This is a genomic window from Mesorhizobium sp. WSM4830 (genome assembly GCF_055811495.1).
Window position 1 is genome coordinate 114400 of sequence record NZ_JBVVQI010000007.1, and the last position, 22325, is coordinate 136724.

Sequence of the window (22325 nt, forward strand, 5' to 3'; positions counted from 1 at the left end):
CCTTCCCCGCATGGCCTGTTCGGACTATAGCGCAACGATGTCCGAGATCATCTACAAGATAGTTCCCGAGGCGCTGTGGCGCGAGGCCGAAAGAGAAGGCCGCTTCACCGGCGCGCCGATCGACGTCGCCGACGGCTTCATCCATTTTTCCACCGCCGGGCAGGTCCGGGAAACGGCAGCAAAACATTTCGCCGGCCAGGCCGGGTTGCTGCTGGTTGCCGTCGACAGCGCGCGCCTCGGCGATGCGCTGAAATATGAGGTCTCGCGCGGCGCCGCCTTGTTCCCGCATCTCTATGGCGGGCTCGGCCTCGATGCGGTCGTCTCGGTGCGGGCATTGCCGCTCGGCCCCGACGGCCGGCATGAATTCCCGGCGGTGGGGGCCGAATGAGCGCGTTCGACCGGATCGGCCAGAAACTGCTGTTCACGCTCGATCCGGAAACCGCGCATGGGCTGTCGATTGCCGCGCTGAGATGCGGTCTGCCGGTCGCCGGTCGCCCGCCGCAGGACAACAGGCTAAAGGTCAGCCTTTGCGGGCTCGACTTCCCGAACCCGCTCGGCATGGCCGCGGGTTACGACAAGAATGCCGAAGTGCCGGACGCGCTGCTCGGCCTCGGCTTCGGCTTCGCCGAGGTCGGCACCATCACACCGCTGCCGCAGACGGGCAATCCGAAGCCACGCATCTTCCGGCTGCCTTCGGACGGGGCGGTAATCAACCGGCTGGGCTTCAACAATGAAGGCCACGCTGCCGCAGAGAAGCGTCTTGCCGCCCGAAAAGGCCGCCCCGGCATCGTCGGCATCAACATCGGCGCCAACAAGGACAGCGCCGACCGCGTCGGCGATTATGAGCGCGGCGTGATCCGGTTCGCGCGATACGCCAGCTATCTGACAATCAATATCTCCTCGCCGAACACGCCGGGCCTGCGCAACATGCAGGCGCGCGAACAGCTTGGCGAGCTCCTGTCGCGGGTCATGGCTGCGCGTGCGGCGGCACCGGCAAAACCGCCCGTCTTCCTCAAGATCGCGCCGGATCTGGTCGAGGGCGAGCTGGAGGACATTGCCGCCGAGGTCACTGAGAAGAAAATAGACGGCGTCATCGTCTCCAACACCACGATCGCGCGGGCGGGACTGCGCAGCAACGCTTTTGCCGGCGAGGCCGGCGGGCTTTCGGGAAAACCGTTATTCGAGCGCTCAACCACCGTGCTGGCAAAAATGCGGAAACTGCTTGGCCGGGATCCTGCCGTCATCGGCGTCGGCGGCGTCGATTCCGCCGAGACGACGCTGGAAAAGATCCGTGCCGGCGCCGATCTCGTCCAGCTCTATACCGGCATGATCTATGCTGGGCCGGCGCTACCGGGGCGCATTCTTTCCGGCATGGCCCGTTTCATGGACAGCCAAGGCCTGAAGTCGCTGCGCGAGCTTCGCGACAGCCGCCTCGATCAATGGGCGGCGAAACCGCTTTAGCGATCAGCCAAAGGCCGTTCGCACCCGCAGCCGCAATATGGCGAGCAGGCTGAAGCCGCGTACCAGCAGGAAGACATGCAACGCCGCCCACAAGCCGTGATTGCCGAAGGCCGGCGCCAGGATCAGCAGCGCGGCGCTGAACGCCAGGAATGACACCAGCATCATGTTGCGCATGTCGCGCGACCATGTCGCGCCGATGAAAACCCCGTCCATCTGGAAAGCCAGCGCGCCGCTGAGCGCGGTGAACGCCGCCCACGGCAGGTAGATATCGGCAATGGTGCGAACGTCCGTCGAGGTCGTGATCAGGGCGACGAGATCGGTGCCCTCCAGCAGGAAGAAGAGCGTCGCCGCGCCCGCCAGCCCGAGCCCCCAAAGCAGCGTCAGCCGCACAGCCTGGTCAAACGCCGTGGCGGCACGGGCGCCGATGGCGCGCCCGGCGAGCTGTTCGGCGGCGGTGGCGAAACCATCGAGGAAGTAGCCGGCAACCAGGAAGAGGTTCATCAGCACGGCGTTGGCGGCCAGCGTCAGAGTGCCGAATTGTGCGCCTTGTCGCGTGAACAGCGCGAAGGCGGCGAGCAGCGAAAAGGAGCGGATCATGATATCGCGATTGAGCGACATCATGCGCAGGAATGCCGGCAGATCGAGGACGCGGTGGCGCGGCAGCCTGGGCGCCGCCCAAAAGCGCCGGCCGACGATGGCGAGACCAAGCAGCATGGCGACGAATTCGCCGGTAAGCGTCGCCCAGGCGACGCCGGCAACGCCCCAGCCGAGCTCCAGGCCAAGCAGGAAGCAGAGGGCGATGTTGATGCCGTTCAGTATCAATTGCAGCATCAGCCCGAGCCCGCCTTCGCCGCGCCCCAGCACGTAACCGAGGATGGCGTAATTGATCAGCGAGAACGGTGCTGCGAGCATCCTGATGCGGATATAGACGTCCATCGCCGCGCTGACGCGCGGTTCGGCGCCGATGAACCATTGCCCGGCGGTGGAAACCAGCGGCGCAAGCGCGGCAAGCACGACGCCGGCGACGACCGCGATCAGCACGGCGCGCCAGAACACCGCCTGCTCCTCCAGCGCATCGCCGCGCCCGAAGGCCTGGGCGACGAGGCCGGTGGTGCCGGAGCGCAGGAAGTTGAAGGTCGTGAAAACGACATCGAAGATCAGGGCGCCGGCCGCCAGGCCGCCGAGAAGGGCGGCGTCGCCGAACTGTCCAACCACCGCCGTGTCGACAATTCCGAGCAACGGCGTCGTCAGATAGGCAAGCGTCATCGGCACGGCGATGGCGAGCACGGAGCGGTTGGTGACGACGAATGCCCTGGCTTCGGTGGCGTGGACTTCGGTGGGTAAAGCCTGCTCCAAACGCGTGTCGCTTCCTGTTGCGGCTTGATCGGCTAGCCGATGTGCCCCAGTTTGCGGATCTCGCGCAACCATCCACCCCATTGTGGTCAACCGAAACCCGCCTCTGGCGCACCGGCCGCCCCATGCCCTTGCAGATCGTTCATCATCCCGACTACGACGCCGGCTTCGCCGTCAACCACCGCTTCCCGATGAGCAAATATCCGCTGCTGATGGACGCCTTGCGGGCACGCGGCCTGGCGCGGCCCGAAGCGCTCAACATGCCGGAGGCGGCGCGGCCATCATGGCTGAAGCTTGCTCATTCGGTCGACTATGTCGACCAGGTGCTCGCCTGCGACGTGCCGGTGAAGATCGAGCGCGAGATCGGTTTCCCTATTGGACAGCGGGTCTCGCTGAGGGCGCAGCTCGCCACGGCCGGCACGGTGCTGGCGGCGCAGCTAGCTTTGCTCAACGGCATCGCCTGCAACACCGCCGGCGGCAGCCATCATGCACGGCGCGCGCAAGGCGCCGGCTTCTGCACCTTCAACGACGTGGCCGTGGCTGCGCTGGTGCTGCTCGCCGAAGCTGCTGCCCAAAACATCCTGGTCGTCGATCTCGACGTGCATCAGGGCGATGGCACGGCGGATATCCTGAACGACGAGCCGCGCGTGTTCACCTTCTCCATGCATGGCGACCGCAACTACCCCGCGCGCAAGATCGCCTCCAACCTCGATGTCGCCCTGCCCGACGGCACCGGCGATGCAGCCTATCTGGAGCGGCTCGGCGCCATTCTGCCGGAACTGTCGGCACGAAGGCGCTGGGACCTCGTCTTCTATAATGCCGGGGTCGACGTCCATGCCGAGGACCGGCTCGGCAGGTTGTCGCTCACGGATGAAGGGCTGCGCGCTCGCGACGATATGGTGATCCGCCATTTCCGCACGCTTGGCATACCGGTGTGCGGCGTCATCGGCGGCGGCTATTCGACCGATGTCGCAGCACTCGCCGCACGCCATGCCATCCTGTTCGAAGTGGCCGCTGCCTACGCCTGAAAATTCACTTCCGGTAGTTAGCGATCCTGAGCAGGATGAAGGCCGGCACGACGATCGCGGCACCGAGCAGGATGTAGCCGAGGAAGCGGTCGATGGCGTGGAAGCCTAAATTCCACAGGTCGATGAAGAATTTGCGGATGCCGTAAAGCACGTCCATCGGCGACCAGCCGAAAGCGTTCATGACCAGGCCGACGAGAAACGACACCACGAGCAGCTTCAGGATCACCCGGAGCGGCGTATCGCCGAGAAAGCGGTTCAGTGCGGACAAGGGCCTGTCTCCACAGTCGGGTGCCGCGATTCGGGCACATGCCAAGAAATACGCAGTCGCCCGCGCTGCATCAAGGCGGCGCCTCAAATCGGATTGCGCATCGGCGCCGGGCCATGATATCGGAGGAACCAGCGCGGGTATGATGTAATGGTAGCTTGTCAGCTTCCCAAGCTGAACGCGCGGGTTCGATTCCCGCTACCCGCTCCAGCTTTTGCCCCGGTGCATTGCACTTGTTCTGGCCAGGCTGAAAACCAGCGGCTTCACAGGCATTTTTTTGCAGCCGGCTGGCCGTCTTTCATCTGTTTGGCCGATGTGCCAGTTCGTGGAATATCTCACATTGAGGGTCGGCGGGGCCTCGAATGACCCCAACCGGAAAGTCTACCCTTGGCCCGCTGGCGTCTGCTGGCGGGCTTTTTTTGAGCATCACGCGGTATTGCCAACGTGCACCGGCGCCGCTCAGGCGGGCCCGTCTGGTCGTCTGGCTGGCCACGGAATGCGCCCGCTACCCGCTCCAACCCTCAGCCCACCTCCCGCAAAATAAAATCGTGCAGCATCTTGGCTGCCGGTGACAGCGCGCGGTTCTTTACCGTGATCAGGCTGTAAGGCCTGACCTCGATGTCGAACTCAGTCTGGACGACATCGATAGCGCCGGCCAGGCCTTCGGGGTTCTGGATGAACTTCGCGACCTGGACCGACACCGGCGCGATGGCGTCGGATTGCGCGACCATGACCAGAGTCAATAGCAGCGAACTGGTGTTGAGGATGCGGTCCGGCAGCGCGATGTTGCGGTTCAAGAAGTTGCTTTCCATCGCCTGGCGCAGCGGCGAGCCGCCCGACTGGAAGACCCAGTCATAGGCGGCGGTGTCTTCCAGCCGCACCGCCTTGCCCTTGGTCAGCGGGTGGCCGCGGCGCACGATCAGGCAGGCCTTCTCGACGCCGATGACTCGCGCTTCGAACAGCCGCGGATTGAGGTCGTCTGGGATGCGGGCGATGATGAAATCGTGGCGGGAGGCGATCAGCTCGCGCGCCAGCACGTTCGAGGTCTCGACCTGCATGGTGATTTCGATGCGCGGATAGAGGCGCCGGATCTCACGGATCGCCGGCACCGCCAGCTCGATCGCCGGTGCTGTCACCGCGCCCAGGAACACCGAGCCGCCCTTGCCCGCCTTGAGCTCGAAAATCTCGCGGTCAACCTCGCGCATCTCGAGCAGGATCGATCGCGCGCGCCGTGCCAACGCCTTGCCATAAGGCGTCAGCGTAATGCCGCGCGGCAGCCTTTCGCAGAGCTTGACATCGAGCACGGCCTCCATTTCGGCGATCATGCGCGAGGCCGCCGGCTGCGAGATGTTCATGACCTGGGCCGCGGCACTCACCCGCCCGTGCTCGTCGAGGGCCGCGATCATGCGCATGTGACGCAGGCTCAAGCCGCTGCGCAGCAAGGTTCCGCCATCGCCCGGGATTTCATCGTAACCGGCTGATATTCCGCCAGGATTTCGCAGCGCCGCCATGATTTTTCCCTACTTCTGCGCCGGCCGCCCCGGCTGATCACCCGGCAGCCTCGCCACTAGCTTTAGCCATATCGGTTTCGATATAGCAACCATCAAAGATCGCATTTGACAGTTATGGCAAAGCGACACACCCTTCGCGCGTCCTGATACCTGACGATCGGCGACGAGGGAAAACTCGTATCGATTGAAACCAGAGTTTCGGGGCCGATTGGGAGGATACCGGAGATCGATTGACGGCAGCGGCGCGTTTGGCGCTCCTGCACGATTGCGCGGCCCACGAAACCCAAGGGTACGCGTCCATCAACCAGGGAGAGTTAATGTGAAGATTATCAAGACACTGGCCGCCGTCGCGGCCCTAGGCATCGCGGCTATGCCGGCGCAGGCGGGCGAAGGCCTGATCGGCGTGCTGATGCCTACCAAGACCTCGCAGCGCTGGATCAACGACGGCGACGCCGTCAAGTCCCAGCTCGAGGCTCTGGGCTACACTGTCGACCTGCAATACGCGCAGGACGACATTCCGAACCAGCTCAGCCAGCTGGAAAACGAAATCACCAAGGGCCCGAAGGCGCTGATCATCGCTTCGATCGACGGCACCACGATGGGCGATGCGCTGCAGAAGGCGAATGACGCAGGCGTCGTCGTCGTCGCTTACGACCGCCTGATCAAGAAGACGCCAAATGTCGATTATTACACCACCTTCGACAATTTCGGCGTCGGCGTCATCCAGGCGAATTCCCTGGTCAAGGGCCTCAAGGAGCGCTTCCCAAGCACCAAACCGTGGAACGTCGAATTGTTCGGCGGCTCGCCCGACGACAACAACGCCTTTTTCTTCTACAATGGTGCGATGTCTGTCCTGCAGCCGATGATCGACGACGGCTCGATCAAGATCAAGTCCGGCCAGATGGGCATGGACAAGGTCGGCACGCTGCGCTGGCTGGCCGCCACCGCCCAGGCCCGCATGGACAATCTGCTCTCCGCCAACTATTCGGACGGCAGCCGCGTCGATGGCGTGCTCTCGCCCTATGACGGCCTGTCGCGCGGCATCATCGCTTCGCTGCGCGCCGTAGGCTACGGCACCGCCGATCAGCCATGGCCGATCGTCACCGGACAGGACGCCGAGACCGCTTCGGTCAAGGCGATCATCGCCGGCGAACAGTACTCGACCGTGTTCAAGGATACCCGCGAACTCGCCAAGGCGACGGTCGAACTCGTCGACAAGGTGCTCTCGGGCGGCAAGCCGGAAGGCCTCGACACCAAGACCTACAACAACGACGTCAAGGTCGTTCCCTCGATCCTGTTGACGCCGCATGATGTCGACAAGTCGAACTACCAGGCACTGGTGGTCGACTCCGGCTACATCAAGGCCGAAGAACTGAAGTAATCGCGGTTACAAAGCCTGGGGTCCTGCGCAGGCAGGGCCCCTTTTCGTTGGCGAGCCAGCCCGGTATTGTTTGCGGACCTCGCAGGAGTGGTATTCTCAATGGCATCGACGATTTTGGAGATGCGCGACATCACCAAGACGTTTCCCGGCGTCAAGGCGCTGTCGAACGTCAAGCTCATGGTCGAGGAAGGCGAGATCCATGCCGTGGTCGGCGAGAACGGCGCCGGCAAGTCGACGCTGATGAAGGTGCTGTCGGGCGTGTATCCGTCCGGCACCTATGACGGCCAGATCATCTATCGCGGCGATGAGTGCCATTTCAAAGGCATCCATGACAGCGAGCGCAAGGGCATCGTCATCATCCACCAGGAGCTTGCGCTGGTGCCGATGCTGTCGATTGCCGAAAACATCTTTCTTGGCAACGAGCACGCCAGATACGGCGTCATCGACTGGAATGCCAATGAGGCGCGCACCAGCGCCCTGCTCAAGAAGGTCGGCCTCAAGGAGGACCCCAACACGCTGATCACCAATATCGGCGTCGGCAAGCAGCAGCTGGTCGAGATCGCCAAGGCGCTCAGCAAGGAAGTGAAGTTGCTCATTCTCGACGAGCCAACGGCGAGCTTGTCCGAAAAAGACAGCCAGGCGCTGCTCGATCTGCTGCTCGAATTCAAGCGGCAGGGCATCACTTCGATCCTGATCTCGCACAAGCTCAACGAGGTGAACCGGGTCGCCGACAAGGTCACGATCATCCGTGACGGCCGGACCATCGAGACGCTGGCCAAGAAGGACATCTCGGAGGACCGCATCATCACCTCGATGGTCGGCCGTTCGCTCGACGACCGCTATCCGCCGCGCGAGCCGAAGATCGGCGAGACCGTTCTCGAAGTGAAGAACTGGTCGGTCTACCACCCCATCCATGCCGAGCGGCAGGTCATCAAGGGTATCAACCTCAACGCCCGCAAGGGCGAAGTGGTCGGCATTGCCGGGCTCATGGGCGCCGGCCGGACCGAGTTTGCCATGAGCCTGTTCGGCCGGTCTTATGGCCGCCGCATCACCGGCGAGGTGTTCCTTAACGGCAAGCCGATCGATGTCTCTTCGGTGAGCAAGGCGGTGGAACACGGCATCGCTTACGTTACCGAGGACCGCAAGACCTACGGTCTCAACTTGATCGACCATATCAAGCACAACATCACGCTGGCCAACCTGCCCGGCGTCTCGCGCCATGGCGTGATCGACGATTTGCGCGAGCTTTCGGTCGCCAATGACTATCGCGGCAGGACCAATATCCGCGCCTCGAGCGTCTACCAGATGACCGGCAACCTTTCTGGCGGCAATCAGCAGAAGGTGGTGCTGTCGAAATGGCTGTTCGCCAATCCGGAAGTGCTGATCCTCGACGAGCCGACGCGCGGTATCGACGTCGGGGCCAAGTATGAAATCTATACGATCATCGCGCGTCTCGCCTCCGAGGGTAAGGCAATCATCGTCATCTCGTCGGAAATGCCCGAACTGCTCGGCATCACCGACCGCATCTACGTCATGAACGAAGGACGCATCGTCGGCGAAATGGCGGCAAGCGACGCCAGCCAGGAAAAGATAATGCGCGCCATCGTCCGCGGAGAAGGAAAAGCATCATGAGCACCGAAAGCGCTCCCGGGCCGCAAACCGGCGTTGCCCAGGACCTACAACAGGGACCTCGCATTGCCGTCTCGGCGCTGGTCACCAACCTGCGCGAATACGGGTTGGTGCTGGCGTTGATCGCAATCATGGTGTTCTTCCAGTTCACCACGTCCGGAACGCTGTTCAAGCCGGTGAACCTCAGCAATCTGGTTCAGCAGAACAGCTTCATCATCGTGATGGCGCTGGGCATGCTTCTGGTGATCGTTTCGGGCCATATCGATCTCAGCGTCGGCTCCGTCGCCGGCTTCATCGGTGCGCTGGCGGCGATGATGATGGTCATCTGGCCGCTTGGCCCGTTGAGCAATCCGCTGGTGGTGTCGATCATCTGCCTGATCGTGGGTGGCGCAATCGGCGCGGCACAAGGCTACTGGATTGCCTATCACCGAATACCGAGCTTCATCGTCACACTGGCGGGCATGCTGATCTTCCGCGGCATCTGCCAGGCGCTGCTGGGTGGCGGGTCTTCGGTGGGGCCGCTCCCCGTCGGCTTCAAGGCGCTCAGTTCAGGCTTCATTCCGGACCTGATCGGCCCATTGACGCTGATACCGCCAACCGTGAACGCCGCCGGCAAAACCATTGTCGGCAGCGGCCTGACGCTGCACCTGACGACGATCGTGATCGGCCTCGTCGCCGTGCTCGCCTATGCCTATTTCGGGCTCAGGGCACGGCGCACCCGCGAGAAGCATGGCTACGAAGCCGAGCCCTTCTCGCTGTTCGTCGTCAAGACCCTGGTGATCAGCGCGCTGGCGCTGTTTCTCGTCTACCAATTCGCCACCTACAGGGGCCTTCCCATCGTTCTCATGGTGATGGGCGTGCTGATCGCGTTATTCGTCTTCGTTACCAAACGCATGACGATCGGCCGTCGCATCTATGCGATGGGCGGCAATGCCAAGGCAGCGCAGCTATCGGGCATCAAGACCGAACGGCTGACGTTGATGGTGTTCATCAATATGGGTGTGCTGTCGGCACTCGGCGGCCTGATCATCGCTGCGCGCCTGGGGCAGGCTGTGCCGGCGGCCGGCCTCGGCAGCGAGCTTGACGTCATCGCCGCGGTGTTCATCGGTGGCGCTTCGGCGATGGGCGGCGTCGGCCAGGTCATCGGCGCGGTGGTCGGCGGTTTCATTATGGGCGTCATGAACAACGGCATGTCGATCATGGGCGTCAATGTCGACTGGCAGCAGGTGGTGAAAGGCCTGGTGCTGCTCGGCGCCGTCGTCTTCGACGTCTACAACAAGAACAAGGCTTGAGAGGCAACCAGGAGGCATACGGGTCACATCGCGGCGCTGCCGGGCGGCGCAAAAAAGTCCCCCGAGGGACCTGATCCGCGAGCGCAATCCGGACGAAGAATTTCAACCGAGGCGCGGACAGGGTCCGGGCCGCGCAGGGTAGGGTTTGCCGAGAAAGGCAGGCCAGCCCGCAATTCAGAGAGGGTTACCATGCTGATCTCACAGATCCTCGACGACGCCGAGACGATCCGCGTCGTTGCCCGCAACGGCGGCAAGACCCGCGTCATCAACGGCGCCCGCAGCGTCTATTCGCTGGCGATGGAGGCCGCGCGCACCGGCAGCGGGCTTGTCGCCCTGATCGAGCGCAAGGGCTTCGGCGAAACCGTCGATCTCGACGCAGCCTACAAGAAGGGGCGGCTGCTGTCGCCGATCAACCATCCCGATCCGGCGCATCTCCATCTCACCGGCACCGGGCTGACGCACCTCGGCTCCGCCGCGACCCGCGATTCCATGCACAAGAAGCTCAGCACGGACGGCGAGCAACAGCTGACCGATTCCATGAAGATGTTCCGCATGGGGCTTGAGGGCGGCAAGCCGGCGAAGGGCCAGACCGGCGTGCAGCCGGAATGGTTCTACAAGGGCAATGGCACCATGGCAGTGGCGCCCGGGGCGCCGCTTATGTCGCCGGCCTTCGCCCAGGATGCCGGCGAGGAGCCGGAAATCGCCGGTATCTATGTGATCGGCGACGACGGCGCCCCGTTCCGCGTCGGCTTCACGCTGTCGAACGAGTTTTCCGACCACGTCACCGAGCGCGTGAACTATCTCTTCCTTGCCCATTCCAAGCTGCGCAACGCTTCGTTCGGGCCGGAAATCCTGATCGGCGATCTGCCCTCCGATATCCGCGGCGCTTCACGCATCCTGCGCGACGGCAAGCTGCTTTGGGAAAAGCCGTTCCTGTCGGGCGAGGCGAACATGTCGCACACCATTGGCAATCTCGAGCATCACCACTTCAAATACTCGGCGTTCCGCCAGCCGGGCGACGTGCATGTACACATGTTCGGCACGGCGACGCTGTCCTTCGCCGACGGCATCAGGACCGAGGCCGGTGACGTATTCGAGATCGAGGCGCAGGATTTCGGCCTGCCTCTGCGCAACCCGCTCGAAATCGAGCAGCCGGTGAAGGTCGCCGTGAAGGCATTGTAAACTGGTGACAGAATTCAGGGGCGAAAAATGAACGGCCTGCGGATTGGCACCGTGTTCGTAGGTTTAGTCCTGTTCCTCGCCTATTTCTCCCCAGCGGCTTACAGCGCCGGACAATGCAGCGCAAAATCCTATCGCGAAGCCCGGATGTCGATGACTAACCGGCTTCTGGCCACCGGCTATTCGAAATCGCAAGTGAGCTTTCTGATGCGCAACGCGGATCGCATGACGTCCGCACTCCGCGCTGACAGACTGAACGACAATGGCAGGGCCTGCGGTATCGACTCCGCCAGAGCCCATGTGCTGGGATGTCTCGGCAAGCAATTCTTCCCCTTGCAGTCCAGCTCAAGCGCCTCACTTGACGACGAGAAGCAAACCAGAGGATTTTGGGGGAAGAAGCGACTGGCAGTGCGAGAACTGCTCTTTATCGGTCAGTTTCATGGCTGCCTTGGCGCCGCGAAAGAATATCTGTTTCGCGGCTGACGGCTTGCGAACAAGATCAGCGCGCGGCGCGGAAATGCTTGGACAGTTTCAGGCCCTGCGCCTGATAGTTCGAGCCGAGGTCTGTGCCGTAGAGCGCTTGCGGCCGTTTCAGCATGTGCTCGTAGACCAACCGTCCGACGATCTGGCCGTGGTCGAGGATGAACGGCACTTCGTGGCTACGCACCTCGAGCACCGCCCGGCTGCCGGTGCCGCCCGACGCCGAATGGCCGAAACCCGGGTCGAAGAAACCGGCATAATGGACGCGGAACTCGCCGACCAGCGGATCGAAGGGCGTCATTTCGGCGGCGTAGAGCGGCGGCACATGCACCGCCTCGCGCGACACCAGAATATAGAATTCGTCCGGATCGAGCACCAGTTCGCCGGCGCCGCTCTTGTAGAGCGGCTCCCAGAAATCGACGACATCCTGCGCGGCGCGCTTGTCGACGTCGACCAGGCCGGTGTGGTGCTTGCCGCGATAGCCGACCAGCCCATCCTTGTCGCCGTCGAGGTCGATCGACAGCGCGATGCCGCCGCCTGAGATGTTGGGCGGTTCGGTGGCGACCAGCATCTCGGCGCGGTGCAGTTCGTGCAGCTCGCTTTCCGACAAGAGCGCATTGCCAGTGCGGAACCTGATCTGCGACAGCCGCGAGCCTGTCCGCACCACAATCGGGAAGGTGCGCGGGCTGACCTCCAGATAGAGCGGGCCTTCATAGCCGGCGGCGATCTTGTCGAACTCGTGGCCACGGTCGGTCATCACCCGGGTAAAGATATCGAGCCGCCCGGTCGAGCTCTTCGGGTTGGCCGAAGCCGAAATATGCGCGGGCAGCGCCAGGCTTTCGAGCAGCGGCACGATGTAGACGCAGCCGGTTTCCAGCACAGCACCTTCGGCGAGGTTAATCTCGTGCAGCTTCAGCCGGTCGAGCTTGTCGACAACTCTGTGGTCCGGGCCGGGCAAGAAGGAAGCACGCACCCGCCAGGCCTTGTCGCCGAGCCTGAGGTCGAGGCTGGCCGGCTGGATCTGATCGGCATCGAGCGTGCGCGTCGATTTCAGCGCGCCCGTCTGGAACAGCGCGGAAATATCCTGATCGGGAAGAATGCCTGTCTGCCGCAAGGGTCTGGCTCCGTTCGAACGCCGGGCGAGGTCTTGTTCTGTCGCAGGTCCGACCGTGGACGCCTTTGGCACCTGCTTGGTACAACCCTCTTAATCATGCCGGCAATTGACGCAAGCGTGGCGCGGGTCTAAAGCTCGTTATCCCGTGGTGATTTGGCCGGTCGGCTTGCAGCCACGTTAAACAAGTCGCTAAAGGACCGTCGGGCCGCAAGGCCATATGGACCGGTTGCGACTTTCGCGACCGGTTTTTTGTTGTTTGGACCAATTTTGGTGTTTGGATAGAATGATGACCAAGAAGCGCGACTGGAAGCCTCAGACCGCACTCGTGCATGCCGGGACGCTGCGTTCTGGCTTCGGCGAGACCTCCGAGGCGATGTATCTCACCCAAGGCTATGTCTACGAGACGGCGCAAGCGGCGGAAGCCCGCTTCAAGGGCGAGGAGCCGGGCTTCATCTATTCGCGTTATGCCAATCCGACCGTGGACATGTTTGAAAAACGCATGTGCGCGCTGGAAGGAGCCGAGGACGCGCGCGCCACTGCATCCGGCATGGCGGCGGTGACGGCAGCATTGCTGTGCAGCGCCAAGGCTGGCGACCATATCGTGGCGGCGCGCGCACTGTTCGGCTCCTGCCGCTGGGTGATCGAGACGCTGGCGCCGAAATATGGCATCGAGGCAACGCTGGTCGACGGCACAGACATCGCCAATTGGCAAAAAGCGGTCAAGCCGAACACCAAACTGTTCTTCCTGGAAAGCCCGACCAATCCGACGCTGGAAGTGGTCGACATCGCCGCCGTCGCCGCACTTGCCAACTCGATTGGCGCCAGGCTGATCGTCGACAATGTCTTCGCCACGCCCTTGCAGCAGAAACCCCTGCAGCTCGGCGCCCACATCGTCGTCTACTCCGCGACCAAGCATATTGATGGCCAGGGGCGCTGTCTTGGCGGCATCGTCCTGTCGGACAAGAAATGGATCGACGAGAACCTGCATGACTATTTCCGTCACACCGGCCCGAGCCTCTCGCCCTTCAATGCCTGGACGCTGCTGAAAGGCCTGGAGACGCTGCCGCTGCGCGTACGCCAGCAGACGGAAAGTGCCGGCCGCATCGCGGATTTCCTCGCCGAGCGCCCGCAAATCGCCCGCGTCATCTATCCCGGCCGCGCCGACCACCCGCAAGCGGCCGTGGTCAAGAAGCAGATGTCGGGCGGCTCGACGCTGATCTGCCTGGATGTGAAGGGCGGCAAGCAGGCGGCCTTTGCCTTCCAGAACGCACTCGACGTCGTGCTGATTTCCAACAATCTCGGCGACGCCAAGAGCCTGATCACCCATCCGGCGACGACGACGCACAAGAACTTGACCGATGAGGCCCGCGCCGAGCTCGGCATCGGACCGGGCACGCTCAGGCTGTCAGTCGGCCTTGAGGACACCGACGATCTGCTCGAAGACATCGAGCAGGCGCTGAGAGCTGCCGGATAAGGGCTGGCCGAACAGAGGCGAGCGGGGACGCGCCGATCAGGCGCCGGACGGGGTCTCCTCCAGCTCCGCGACGGCCTTGGTCTGGATAGTCATCACATTGCCTCGCCAATCGACGGCGCCGCTCAGCCATCCGCGCGCCCATATCGCCGGCAGCATGCAGTCGCGAACCATCATCGCCGGGATGGTGCGCAGCGACAGGTGCCACCCCTTGGCCGAGGCCAAGGCGCATTCCGGCAGGTAGGCCGCGGCCAGCACGGCGGTGGCGGTGGCCGGCAGGCTGACGCCGGCATCAGCCGCGGCAACCAGCGCAAGCACCAGCGGCGGCGCCGCGCCGATCAGGATCTCGGGGGCAAAGAACAGTGCAAAGGTGACGCGGCGCAGCCGCGCCCAGCGCGCCTGCCGCGACCAGATCTCGCCAAGCGTGCGCCGGCCGAGCGGCTGTTCGAATGGCGAGGCGACAAGATTGACCCGCAGTCCGAGTCGGTTGACGAGCTTGGTCGCGGCGGCGTCCTCGGCGATCTCGGCGGCAAGCGCGCGGATGCCGCCATTGGCGTCGAGCATCGGCTTGTTCCACAACATGCTCTTGCCCTGGGCGAAGCCGAGGCCGAGCGCCTCTCCAGCGTACTGCCAGCGTGCCTGCAGCGTGTTGAGAAAGGCGCATTCGACCTCCCCCCAGAAACCGTCCGGCCGCGAGCCGATCGGCGTCGAGCAGACGAGGCCGGTGTCGTGCCGCCAGGCCGCCAGCAGCTGCTGGACGTAATCGCTCGGCATAAGCACGTTGGAATCGGCAAGGATGACCCAGCGATAATGCGCCGCCTCCCAACCCTTCACGCAATTGTTGAGTTTTGGATTGCCGCTGATGCGGTCGTCACCGACTAGAAGACGGGCGCGAATAGCTGGAAAGCGCGCCATTGCGGCGTTGATCGGCTTGACTACCGGGTCGTCGGCATGGGCGACGCAGAAGATGAGTTCGTAGCGCGGCCAGTCGAGGGAGAAGGCGCGCTCCAGCGTCTCTTCGGCAAACGGCTCGACGCCGCGCGCCGGGATGACGATCGATACCGGCGGCGCGTTGGCCGCGGGCGGTGCAATCTTGGCTGGTCGCTTCAGCTTCAGCGAGGCTAACAGGATGCTGGCGAGATTTGAAAGAAGGAGGGCTATGGAAAGGAGAGCGGCTGCGAATGTCGGTTCCATCGAGATCTGGTCACTCCAGAAATGCCGGCCGCATGACGGCCGTTTTCAACAATTCGACAAAACGCTGAGTCGCCCGGCACAAGCCTGCACACCATCATTGTCATGTGTCACTCAAATGACATTGTTTTTCGGCACCTGCGCTTGAGATCGGGCAAGAAGATGCCGCGCATCGTTGACCAAACTGCGCTGAGCATCGAAAGTTCCATCTACATTGCTTTGGAGCAGTTTATGTACAGCGCCGTCACCCGCAACATCGAAGTGCAGGTCAGGCCGTTCTATCTGGAGGATCACTCCGACCCGCCGCAAAACCGCTATGTCTGGGGCTACCAGGTGACCATCGACAATCAGTCGGACGAGTTCGTGCAGCTTCTGTCACGCTACTGGCACATTACCGATGGCACCGGCAAGGTCGAGGAAGTGCGCGGCCCCGGGGTCGTCGGCGAGCAACCCGGACTCAACCCCGGCGACAGCTATCAGTATACGTCTGGATGCCCGCTCTCGACCCCGTCCGGCATCATGGTCGGGCACTACACAATGCGCAACAAGCGGGGCGAGACGTTCGACGTCGCCATCCCCGCCTTCTCGCTCGATTTGCCGGGCACGCGGCGCACCGTCAATTGACGTTCACTTGGATTCCTCTCCCCGCCTTGCGGGGCGAGGGAATCCAAGTTCTGCGAAGGCAGCCGCACTGACGCTCGTTATTGAGCCGCTGCAAATTCCGCCGGATCGAAGTCATATTGTTTCGAGCAGAATTCGCAGGCCACGTGAATGCTGCCATCCTCGGTGCTGTCCCTGATCTCCTCGGCGGAGAAGCCTTCGAGGATGCCGCGGATCTTCTCCCTCGAGCATGAGCACTGGTCGGCGACCGGCACCCCGCCGAAGACGCGGACGCCATGCTCGTGGAAAAGCCGGTAAAGCAGCCGTTCGGCGCCGATCGTCGGATCGATCAGCTCGGTCGGTTCAATAGTACCAAGCAGCGCCAGCAACTCCTGCCAGGAATTGTCGGTCGGGTCGTGGATTTCCTCACGCGGATCGCCGTCGCCACCGGGAAGGTCGGGTACGCGCATGCGCTCCGCCGACTGCGGCAGGAACTGTGCCAGCAGGCCACCGGCCCGCCATTGCTCGCGGGCACCGCCGACGCCGGGCGTCAGAAGCTTGGCAACCGAAAGCCGGAGGTCGGTCGGAATCTGCTCCGACTGGCGGAAATAGGTGCGTGCGGCATCTTCCAGCGTGACGCCGTCGAGCTGGACGATGCCCTGGTAGCGTTGCGTGTGGGCGCCCTGGTCGATGGTCAGCGCCAGGACACCGCTGCCGAGCAGCGTCTGCGGTGACGTCTCACCGGCAGAAGTCAAAGCCTGCAGCCGGTCGGCATCGAAGCGGGCATAAGCGCGCAGCGCGTGCGGCGTGGAGAAATCCGCGACCAGCATGTCGACCGGCCCGTCGGTACGGGTCTGCAGAATGAACTTGCCCTCGAACTTCAGCGAAGTTCCGAGCAATACCGTCAGCACACAGGCTTCGGCCAGGAGCCGGGCGACCGGCTCTGGATAGTCGTGGCGGCTGAGAATAGCGTCGAGCATCGACCCGAGCTGGACGGTGCGGCCGCGCACGTCGAGCGGGCCGACCTCGAACGGCACGACATGGTCGTCGCCAGCGTAGCCGAATTCGCCGAGCTTGGGTTTATGTTCAGCCAATTGATGAGTTTCCAACATGACAAAGCTCCGGGGCGCGGCGATGCCGCCCTCCGGGGCGCATGCGACGAGACGCGCTCGATTTGCGTGATGCGCCTGAGATAGGCACCACCCACTCCCGGATCAAGGCGGCCCGGATCAACGCGGCGCAGATCAGGCCAGCCCGGATCAAGGCGGCCCTTATCAAGCGCCCAGGCACCAGGCCAAGACCGCCTTCTGGGCATGGAGCCGGTTCTCGGCCTCATCGAACACCACAGAATGCGGTCCGTCGATGACCTCGTCGGTAACCTCTTCACCGCGATGCGCCGGCAGACAGTGCATGAACAGCGCGTCCGGCTTGGCTTTCGCCATCAGTGCCGCATTGACCTGATACGGCAGGAAGACATTGTGGCCGCGGGCACGGTGCTCCTGGCCCATCGACACCCAGCAGTCGGTGACGATGCAATCGGCCTCGTGAACGGCCTCCTCGGGCGAACGGGTGAATTTCAGCTTGCCGCCATTGGCTTTCGACCAGTCGACATGCTTCTGGGCCGGTTCGCTGCCCTCGGGCACGGCGACGTTCAGCTTGAAATGGAAGCGCGCAGATGCCTCCAGCAGCGAATGCAGCACGTTGTTGCCGTCGCCGGTCCAGGCGATCGTCTTGCCGGCCACCGGACCGCGGTGCTCTTCGAAGGTCATGATGTCGGCCATCAGCTGGCAGGGATGGGTCTCGTCGGTCAGCCCGTTGATGACGGGGACCGTAGCGTTTTCCGTCAGTTCCAGCAGCCGGTCATGCGAGGTGGTGCGGATCATGATGGCATCGACATAGCGCGACAGCACCTTGGCCGTGTCGGCAATGGTCTCGGAGCGGCCAAGCTGCATCTCGGTGCCGGTCAGCATGATCGTCTCGCCACCCAACTGCCGCATGCCGACGTCGAACGACACGCGCGTGCGCGTCGACGGCTTGTCGAAGATCATCGCCAGCACCTTGCCTTCGAGCGGCTTGCTGCGTTCGCCGGCCTTGAGCCTTGCCTTTCGCACAGCTGCGTCGTCGAGCATGAAGCGCAGATCGCCTTCAGAAACGGCGGAAAGATCGGTGAAATGGCGAAGGGACATCAGGAATTCCAGGATTACTTCGCAGCGGCAGCGACGATGGCATCCGCCAGGCTCTTGGCGCCGGCACGAATGCGCTCGAGCGCTTCGTGGATCTCGGCGTCGGTGACGGTGAGAGGCGGCAGCAGGCGGATAACGTTGTCGCCGGCCGGAACCGTCAAGAGATGCTGGTCACGCAGTGCCACCGTGACTTTGGTGTTGGGCATCGCGCATTTAAGCCCGAGCATCAGGCCGGTGCCCCTGATGCTTTCGATAACATCCGGAAATTCGTCGGCGACACCGGCAAGCCCCTGCTTCAACAGCAGTGCCTTGCGCCGGACGTCCTCGAGAAAGCCGTCCTCCAGCACCACATCGAGCACGGCGTTGCCGACCGCCATCGCCAGCGGATTGCCGCCGAAGGTGGTGCCGTGCACGCCGGCGGTCATGCCGACCGCCGCCTCGTCGGTGGCGAGGCAGGCACCCATCGGGAAGCCGCCGCCGATGCCCTTGGCCACCGCCATGAGGTCGGGGGTGACACCCGCCCACTCATGCGCGAACAGCTTTCCGGTGCGGCCGACGCCGCATTGGACCTCGTCGAAAATCAGGAGCAGCCCGTGCTGATCGCAGAGCTGCCTGAGGCGCTTCAGCGATTGCGTCGGCACTTGCCTGATGCCGCCCTCGCCCTGCACCGGCTCGATCAGGATCGCCGCGGTCTCAGGCGTGATCGCCTTTTCGGCGGCATCCATATCGTCGAAACCGACCTGGTCGAACCCGTCGACCTTGGGGCCGAAACCTTCCAGATACTTGTACTGGCCGCCGGCGGCGATGGTCGCCAGGGTGCGGCCGTGGAAAGCGCCTTCGAAGGTGATTGTGCGGTAGCGCTCGGGATGGCCGTGGACGAAGTGGTAGCGCCGCGCCGTCTTGATGGCGCATTCGAGCGCCTCTGCGCCGGAATTGGTGAAGAACACCTTGTCGGCGAAGCTGGCATCGGCCAGCCGCTCGCCGAGCCGGCTCTGTCCCGGAATCTCGTACAGATTGGAGACGTGCCAGAGCTTGGCGGCCTGCTCGGTAAGGGCCGCGACCAGATGCGGATGGCTGTAGCCCAACGAATTCACAGCGATGCCGCCGGCGAAATCGAGATATCGCTCGCCGTTGTCGGTGACCAGCCAGGTGCCTTCACCGTGGTCGAAAGCCAGGGGTGCGCGAACAAAGGTCTCGAAAAGCGCCGAACCGCTCATTATATGCGTCTCCGGAACCGGAAAAATCAAAAAGCCGCCAAAGCGGCGGCCCTTGTGGCTTATCGTGTTTTTCGGCCGTGAAGTCAACGAAAAGGTCGCGCAAGGACGTGCGGCAAGCCCTCCAGCATAACGCCGGCTCATAAGTGACCGGGCAAGTTGGGGAAAACCGAAAAAACCGATTCGTGTTGGCCTTGGGACTCTTGTCACCGAGTCAGCGCATAAGGTAATTGTAGTAGAGAAATAACTAGATTTCGTGCGGCGGACCTAATCACCCGATATATGTGGTGTCTGCCCGGCAGAAGCCGGGTCGGGAATGGATTCCGATTGCCGCATGTTTCAGCAGGAGCGCGGTCTCATGAACTGGACTGACGAGCGAGTCGAACTTCTCAGAAAATTGTGGTCGGAGGGCCTCAGCGCCAGCCAGATCGCCGCACAGCTTGGCGGGGTCAGCCGCAATGCGGTCATCGGCAAAGTGCACCGGCTGAAACTGTCCGGTCGCGGACGCACGACCGCCTCACCGGCACGCCAGAAGAAGACGGTACAGGGATCGACGATCCAGAAATCGGTGTCGCGGGCAGCAAGCGCCACCCGCCATGCCACGACGTCGATGTCGATCGGTGCGACCGCGCTCAAGGCGCAGTTCGATGCCGAACCGGTGGCGCGCCACTATATCCGCCCGGTCGAGAACGTCGTCGTGCCGATCTCGCGGCATCTGCAACTTGTCGAGCTCAACGAGCGCACCTGCAAATGGCCGAACGGCGATCCGCTTTCGGAAGACTTTCATTTCTGCGGCAACGACGCCGCCGAAACCGGGCCCTACTGCAAGTACCACGCCCGCGTGGCGTTCCAGCCGGCATCGGAGCGGCGGCGGAGCAGATAGTTAGGGGAGTTAGGGAGTAGGGCAGTACGGCAGTATGTGGTGAATTGCGGAGAAGCGTGCTCGGAAGCGATATCCTACTGCCCTACTGCCCTACTGCCCTACTGCCCTACTGCCCTACTGCCCTACTGCCCTACTGCCCTACTGCCCTACCCTTCATAGCCACCCATTCTTGCGAAACCGCCAGTAAAGAAACGTGCAGATCAGGGCAATCGCCGCCAGGACGGCCGGGTAGCCATATTCCATCCTCAGTTCCGGCATGTCGCTGAAATTCATGCCGTAAATGCCCGCGAACGCCGTGGGCACCGCCAAGATGGCGGCCCATGAGGCAAGCTTCTTGGAGATCGCCGTCTCCTGGCTTTGACCGACCAGAAGGCTCGCCTCGAAGGCGAAGGCGAGAACCTCACGCAGGCTGTCGATCTTTTCCTGGACAGTGCGGATGTGGTCGGTGACGTCGCGAAACAGCGGGTGCATGGCTGTGTGGATTTGCGGCAGATCGGCGCTGGTCAGCCGCCGGCAGACCTCCACCAGCGGCAGGGCCGCATTACGCAGGCGCAAGAGATCGCGGCGCAGCATATAAAGCCGTTCGATATCGGAGCCGGTCATCGGTTTCAGCAGAACCTTGTCCTCGATCGCCTCGACCTCGTTTTCGATCTGCTCGAGCACCGGCATGTAATTGTCGACGATGAAATCGAGAATGGCGTAGAGGACGAAATCCTCGCCCTTGGCAAGGGAATGCGGGCAGCTTTCCCAGTGCTGGCGAACGGCTGCGTAGGAGGTCGACGGGCCATGCCTGACGCTGACGATATAGCCGGCGCCGACGAACAGATGCGTCTCGCCGAAGGTGACACGGCTGTCGATCAGCTGCGCCGTGCGGGCAACGATGAACAGGGCATCCCCATATTGCTCGATCTTCGGTCGCTGGTGCGGATGCTCGGCGTCCTCGATCGCCAACTCATGCAGATGGAATTGCGCCTGGACGCGCAGCAACAAATTGCGGTCGGGCTCCAGCAGTCCGATCCAGACCACGTGGCCCGGCTTCCCGGCCCATTCGCCGGCTTCCTCGATCGGAATGTCGGCGATGCGCCGCCCAGCCGTATAGACGCCGCAAGCGATTATGCCCGACATCGGCGGCGCAGGAGCAAACTCGCGGACATATTCCATCGCAGCCTCCTGAAGGCGGGGCCTTCATCGCGGAACTGAGAAGTCGGCGCGTCGAAAGCTTAGCGCAATTTTCTGTCAGGTGGCGAATCCGAAATTCGCATCGGTGTCGGGAGAACTCACTTCGCCGGTGGCGTTGCAGGAAGAATAATCTTGTCCGTCTTGTCGCCCTTTGGACGATCGGCCGGCATCTGATCGCCGGTGACGATATAGTAGATCGTCTCGGCGATGTTGGTGGCGTGGTCGCCGATGCGCTCGATGTTCTTGGCGCAAAACAGGAGATGTGTGCAGGGCGTGATGTTGCGTGGGTCTTCCATCATGTAGGTCAGCAACTCGCGAAACAGCGAGGTGTACATGGCATCGATCTGGTCGTCGCGGTCGCGTACGAAACTGATTTTTTCCACCGACCGCGATGCGTAGACGTCGAGTACTTCCTTGAGCTGGGTCAGTGCCAGATTGGCCAAAGCCTCGAGGCCGCGGAACAGGCTGTTCGGCTGGCGCCCGTCTGCGACGGCAACCACCCGCTTGGCGACGTTCTTGCCGAGGTCGCCTACCCGTTCGAGGTCCGCCGAGATGCGGATCGCGCCGACGATCTCGCGCAGATCCGTCGCCATCGGCTGGCGCTTGGCGATGATGATGATCGCCTTGTCGTCGATCTCGCGCTGTCCCTCATCCAGAACCAGGTCGTCTCGAATGACTTTCTGGGCAAGCCCCGGATCCGCATTGACCAGCGCCGCGACTGCCTGCTCGACCATGCGCTCGGCATGCCCGCCCATCGCCGCGATGCGCTTCGACAGATATTTCAGCTCCTCGTCATAGGCGCTGACGATATGCACGGACTGCATGGACGAAATGCCTTCCCGGGATCTTGTGGTTGAGTCGTTCCCTCGAATCCCCGCTGATACGCTAGCCGGATGACAGAAAAAAGAAAC

At 62.9% G+C, this 22325-nt stretch carries 21 protein-coding genes, 1 tRNA gene and 1 riboswitch; of the genes, 12 read left to right on the forward strand and 10 right to left on the reverse strand.

The annotated features are described in order from the left end of the window. The first annotated feature begins 37 nt into the window (after positions 1 to 37). Together AC0L2Y_RS11890 and AC0L2Y_RS11895 are read left to right on the forward strand one after the other, a co-directional pair. Positions 38 to 388, forward strand: a complete 351-nt coding sequence (locus tag AC0L2Y_RS11890; protein ID WP_473556274.1) for a DUF952 domain-containing protein — start codon at positions 38 to 40, stop codon at positions 386 to 388. Continuing rightward, entirely contained in the window at positions 385 to 1461 is a 1077-nt protein-coding gene (locus tag AC0L2Y_RS11895; protein ID WP_473556276.1) for a quinone-dependent dihydroorotate dehydrogenase, read from the forward strand. Before AC0L2Y_RS11890 ends, AC0L2Y_RS11895 begins: the two co-directional genes overlap by 4 nt. 3 nt (positions 1462 to 1464) lie before the next feature. Here the strand turns inward: AC0L2Y_RS11895 and AC0L2Y_RS11900 are convergent, their stop codons facing one another. Further along, positions 1465 to 2889, reverse strand: coding sequence for an MATE family efflux transporter (locus AC0L2Y_RS11900; RefSeq protein ID WP_473556443.1), 1425 nt, complete (start codon positions 2887 to 2889; stop codon positions 1465 to 1467). Between the two features lie 50 nt (positions 2890 to 2939). Between AC0L2Y_RS11900 and AC0L2Y_RS11905 the strand changes: the two genes are divergently transcribed. Beyond that, positions 2940 to 3842: a histone deacetylase family protein gene (locus AC0L2Y_RS11905; RefSeq protein WP_473556278.1), complete on the forward strand. Its 903-nt coding sequence runs from the start codon at positions 2940 to 2942 to the stop codon at positions 3840 to 3842. 4 nt (positions 3843 to 3846) lie between these two features. Here the strand turns inward: AC0L2Y_RS11905 and AC0L2Y_RS11910 are convergent, their stop codons facing one another. Beyond that, positions 3847 to 4110: a DUF6460 domain-containing protein gene (locus AC0L2Y_RS11910; protein WP_023677362.1), complete on the reverse strand. Its 264-nt coding sequence runs from the start codon at positions 4108 to 4110 to the stop codon at positions 3847 to 3849. 133 nt (positions 4111 to 4243) lie between these two features. Here AC0L2Y_RS11910 and AC0L2Y_RS11915 point away from each other — a divergent pair. Further along, a tRNA-Gly gene (locus AC0L2Y_RS11915) sits at positions 4244 to 4317 on the forward strand. A gap of 311 nt (positions 4318 to 4628) precedes the next feature. Here the strand turns inward: AC0L2Y_RS11915 and AC0L2Y_RS11920 are convergent. Beyond that, on the reverse strand, positions 4629 to 5618 hold the full coding sequence (locus AC0L2Y_RS11920; protein WP_352488235.1) for a LysR family transcriptional regulator: 990 nt from the start codon (positions 5616 to 5618) through the stop codon (positions 4629 to 4631). A gap of 319 nt (positions 5619 to 5937) precedes the next feature. On the opposite strand from AC0L2Y_RS11920, the gene chvE reads away from it, so the two are divergent. The 5 genes from chvE (at position 5938) to AC0L2Y_RS11945 (ending at position 11582) form a co-directional block, all read left to right on the forward strand. Beyond that, the gene (gene chvE, locus AC0L2Y_RS11925; RefSeq protein ID WP_473556280.1) at positions 5938 to 6999 is read left to right on the forward strand and encodes a multiple monosaccharide ABC transporter substrate-binding protein; all 1062 of its coding nucleotides are present in this window, start codon (positions 5938 to 5940) and stop codon (positions 6997 to 6999) included. Between the two features lie 99 nt (positions 7000 to 7098). Continuing rightward, a complete protein-coding gene (mmsA, locus tag AC0L2Y_RS11930) occupies positions 7099 to 8631 on the forward strand; it encodes a multiple monosaccharide ABC transporter ATP-binding protein (protein WP_023677359.1) in 1533 nt (510 codons plus the stop codon). Continuing rightward, a complete protein-coding gene (mmsB, locus tag AC0L2Y_RS11935; protein WP_292659525.1) occupies positions 8628 to 9920 on the forward strand; it encodes a multiple monosaccharide ABC transporter permease in 1293 nt (430 codons plus the stop codon). The genes mmsA and mmsB overlap by 4 nt, the downstream gene beginning before the upstream one ends. Before the next feature lie 189 nt (positions 9921 to 10109). Then, the gene (gene araD1 / locus AC0L2Y_RS11940; RefSeq protein ID WP_473556283.1) at positions 10110 to 11102 is read left to right on the forward strand and encodes an AraD1 family protein; all 993 of its coding nucleotides are present in this window, start codon (positions 10110 to 10112) and stop codon (positions 11100 to 11102) included. A gap of 27 nt (positions 11103 to 11129) precedes the next feature. Then, positions 11130 to 11582, forward strand: a complete 453-nt coding sequence (locus AC0L2Y_RS11945; RefSeq protein WP_473556285.1) for a hypothetical protein — start codon at positions 11130 to 11132, stop codon at positions 11580 to 11582. A gap of 16 nt (positions 11583 to 11598) precedes the next feature. Here AC0L2Y_RS11945 and AC0L2Y_RS11950 read toward each other — a convergent pair whose 3' ends face one another. Then, a complete protein-coding gene (locus tag AC0L2Y_RS11950; protein WP_352566449.1) occupies positions 11599 to 12693 on the reverse strand; it encodes a 2'-deoxycytidine 5'-triphosphate deaminase in 1095 nt (364 codons plus the stop codon). Positions 12694 to 12828: 135 nt separating this feature from the next. Next, positions 12829 to 12906: riboswitch (SAM riboswitch) on the forward strand. Between the two features lie 70 nt (positions 12907 to 12976). Here AC0L2Y_RS11950 and AC0L2Y_RS11955 point away from each other — a divergent pair. After that, on the forward strand, positions 12977 to 14167 hold the full coding sequence (locus AC0L2Y_RS11955) for an O-succinylhomoserine sulfhydrylase (RefSeq protein ID WP_473556288.1): 1191 nt from the start codon (positions 12977 to 12979) through the stop codon (positions 14165 to 14167). Positions 14168 to 14203: 36 nt separating this feature from the next. Here AC0L2Y_RS11955 and AC0L2Y_RS11960 read toward each other — a convergent pair whose 3' ends face one another. Further along, entirely contained in the window at positions 14204 to 15358 is a 1155-nt protein-coding gene (locus AC0L2Y_RS11960; protein ID WP_352488228.1) for a ceramide glucosyltransferase, read from the reverse strand. Between the two features lie 228 nt (positions 15359 to 15586). Here AC0L2Y_RS11960 and apaG point away from each other — a divergent pair, with 228 nt between their 5' ends. Continuing rightward, on the forward strand, positions 15587 to 15979 hold the full coding sequence (gene apaG, locus AC0L2Y_RS11965) for a Co2+/Mg2+ efflux protein ApaG (RefSeq protein ID WP_254816331.1): 393 nt from the start codon (positions 15587 to 15589) through the stop codon (positions 15977 to 15979). A gap of 77 nt (positions 15980 to 16056) precedes the next feature. Here the strand turns inward: apaG and AC0L2Y_RS11970 are convergent, their stop codons facing one another. From AC0L2Y_RS11970 to AC0L2Y_RS11980, 3 genes are all read right to left on the reverse strand, one after another. Further along, positions 16057 to 17067 carry an Hsp33 family molecular chaperone gene (locus AC0L2Y_RS11970; RefSeq protein WP_352488227.1) on the reverse strand — a complete coding sequence of 337 codons (1011 nt, stop codon included), beginning with the start codon at positions 17065 to 17067 and terminating at the stop codon, positions 16057 to 16059. A 162-nt stretch (positions 17068 to 17229) separates the two neighbouring features. Then, positions 17230 to 18141, reverse strand: a complete 912-nt coding sequence (argF, locus tag AC0L2Y_RS11975; RefSeq protein ID WP_254816329.1) for an ornithine carbamoyltransferase — start codon at positions 18139 to 18141, stop codon at positions 17230 to 17232. A gap of 14 nt (positions 18142 to 18155) precedes the next feature. Beyond that, complete coding sequence (locus AC0L2Y_RS11980; protein ID WP_473556291.1) at positions 18156 to 19355, reverse strand: acetylornithine transaminase; 1200 nt, start codon at positions 19353 to 19355, stop codon at positions 18156 to 18158. 355 nt (positions 19356 to 19710) lie between these two features. Here AC0L2Y_RS11980 and AC0L2Y_RS11985 point away from each other — a divergent pair, with 355 nt between their 5' ends. Further along, on the forward strand, positions 19711 to 20235 hold the full coding sequence (locus tag AC0L2Y_RS11985) for a GcrA family cell cycle regulator (protein ID WP_023677348.1): 525 nt from the start codon (positions 19711 to 19713) through the stop codon (positions 20233 to 20235). Positions 20236 to 20388: 153 nt separating this feature from the next. Here the strand turns inward: AC0L2Y_RS11985 and AC0L2Y_RS11990 are convergent, their stop codons facing one another. Then, entirely contained in the window at positions 20389 to 21396 is a 1008-nt protein-coding gene (locus AC0L2Y_RS11990; RefSeq protein WP_023677347.1) for a magnesium and cobalt transport protein CorA, read from the reverse strand. Positions 21397 to 21512: 116 nt separating this feature from the next. Further along, positions 21513 to 22238, reverse strand: a complete 726-nt coding sequence (phoU, locus tag AC0L2Y_RS11995; protein WP_473556293.1) for a phosphate signaling complex protein PhoU — start codon at positions 22236 to 22238, stop codon at positions 21513 to 21515. Positions 22239 to 22325 lie beyond the last annotated feature (87 nt).

What these genes read in the sequence shown, in the direction of transcription:
- AC0L2Y_RS11890 (WP_473556274.1), top strand. Translation starts at nt 38, where the DNA reads ATGTCCGAGATCATCTACAAGATAGTTCCCGAGGCGCTGTGGCGCGAG.
- AC0L2Y_RS11895 (WP_473556276.1), top strand. Translation starts at nt 385, where the DNA reads ATGAGCGCGTTCGACCGGATCGGCCAGAAACTGCTGTTCACGCTCGAT.
- AC0L2Y_RS11900 (WP_473556443.1), bottom strand. Translation starts at nt 2,889, where the DNA reads ATGGTTGCGCGAGATCCGCAAACTGGGGCACATCGGCTAGCCGATCAA.
- AC0L2Y_RS11905 (WP_473556278.1), top strand. Translation starts at nt 2,940, where the DNA reads ATGCCCTTGCAGATCGTTCATCATCCCGACTACGACGCCGGCTTCGCC.
- AC0L2Y_RS11920 (WP_352488235.1), bottom strand. Translation starts at nt 5,618, where the DNA reads ATGGCGGCGCTGCGAAATCCTGGCGGAATATCAGCCGGTTACGATGAA.
- mmsA (WP_023677359.1), top strand. Translation starts at nt 7,099, where the DNA reads ATGGCATCGACGATTTTGGAGATGCGCGACATCACCAAGACGTTTCCC.
- mmsB (WP_292659525.1), top strand. Translation starts at nt 8,628, where the DNA reads ATGAGCACCGAAAGCGCTCCCGGGCCGCAAACCGGCGTTGCCCAGGAC.
- araD1 (WP_473556283.1), top strand. Translation starts at nt 10,110, where the DNA reads ATGCTGATCTCACAGATCCTCGACGACGCCGAGACGATCCGCGTCGTT.
- AC0L2Y_RS11945 (WP_473556285.1), top strand. Translation starts at nt 11,130, where the DNA reads ATGAACGGCCTGCGGATTGGCACCGTGTTCGTAGGTTTAGTCCTGTTC.
- AC0L2Y_RS11955 (WP_473556288.1), top strand. Translation starts at nt 12,977, where the DNA reads ATGATGACCAAGAAGCGCGACTGGAAGCCTCAGACCGCACTCGTGCAT.
- AC0L2Y_RS11960 (WP_352488228.1), bottom strand. Translation starts at nt 15,358, where the DNA reads ATGGAACCGACATTCGCAGCCGCTCTCCTTTCCATAGCCCTCCTTCTT.
- apaG (WP_254816331.1), top strand. Translation starts at nt 15,587, where the DNA reads ATGTACAGCGCCGTCACCCGCAACATCGAAGTGCAGGTCAGGCCGTTC.
- AC0L2Y_RS11970 (WP_352488227.1), bottom strand. Translation starts at nt 17,067, where the DNA reads ATGTTGGAAACTCATCAATTGGCTGAACATAAACCCAAGCTCGGCGAA.
- argF (WP_254816329.1), bottom strand. Translation starts at nt 18,141, where the DNA reads ATGTCCCTTCGCCATTTCACCGATCTTTCCGCCGTTTCTGAAGGCGAT.
- AC0L2Y_RS11980 (WP_473556291.1), bottom strand. Translation starts at nt 19,355, where the DNA reads ATGAGCGGTTCGGCGCTTTTCGAGACCTTTGTTCGCGCACCCCTGGCT.
- AC0L2Y_RS11985 (WP_023677348.1), top strand. Translation starts at nt 19,711, where the DNA reads ATGAACTGGACTGACGAGCGAGTCGAACTTCTCAGAAAATTGTGGTCG.
- AC0L2Y_RS11990 (WP_023677347.1), bottom strand. Translation starts at nt 21,396, where the DNA reads ATGGAATATGTCCGCGAGTTTGCTCCTGCGCCGCCGATGTCGGGCATA.
- phoU (WP_473556293.1), bottom strand. Translation starts at nt 22,238, where the DNA reads ATGCAGTCCGTGCATATCGTCAGCGCCTATGACGAGGAGCTGAAATAT.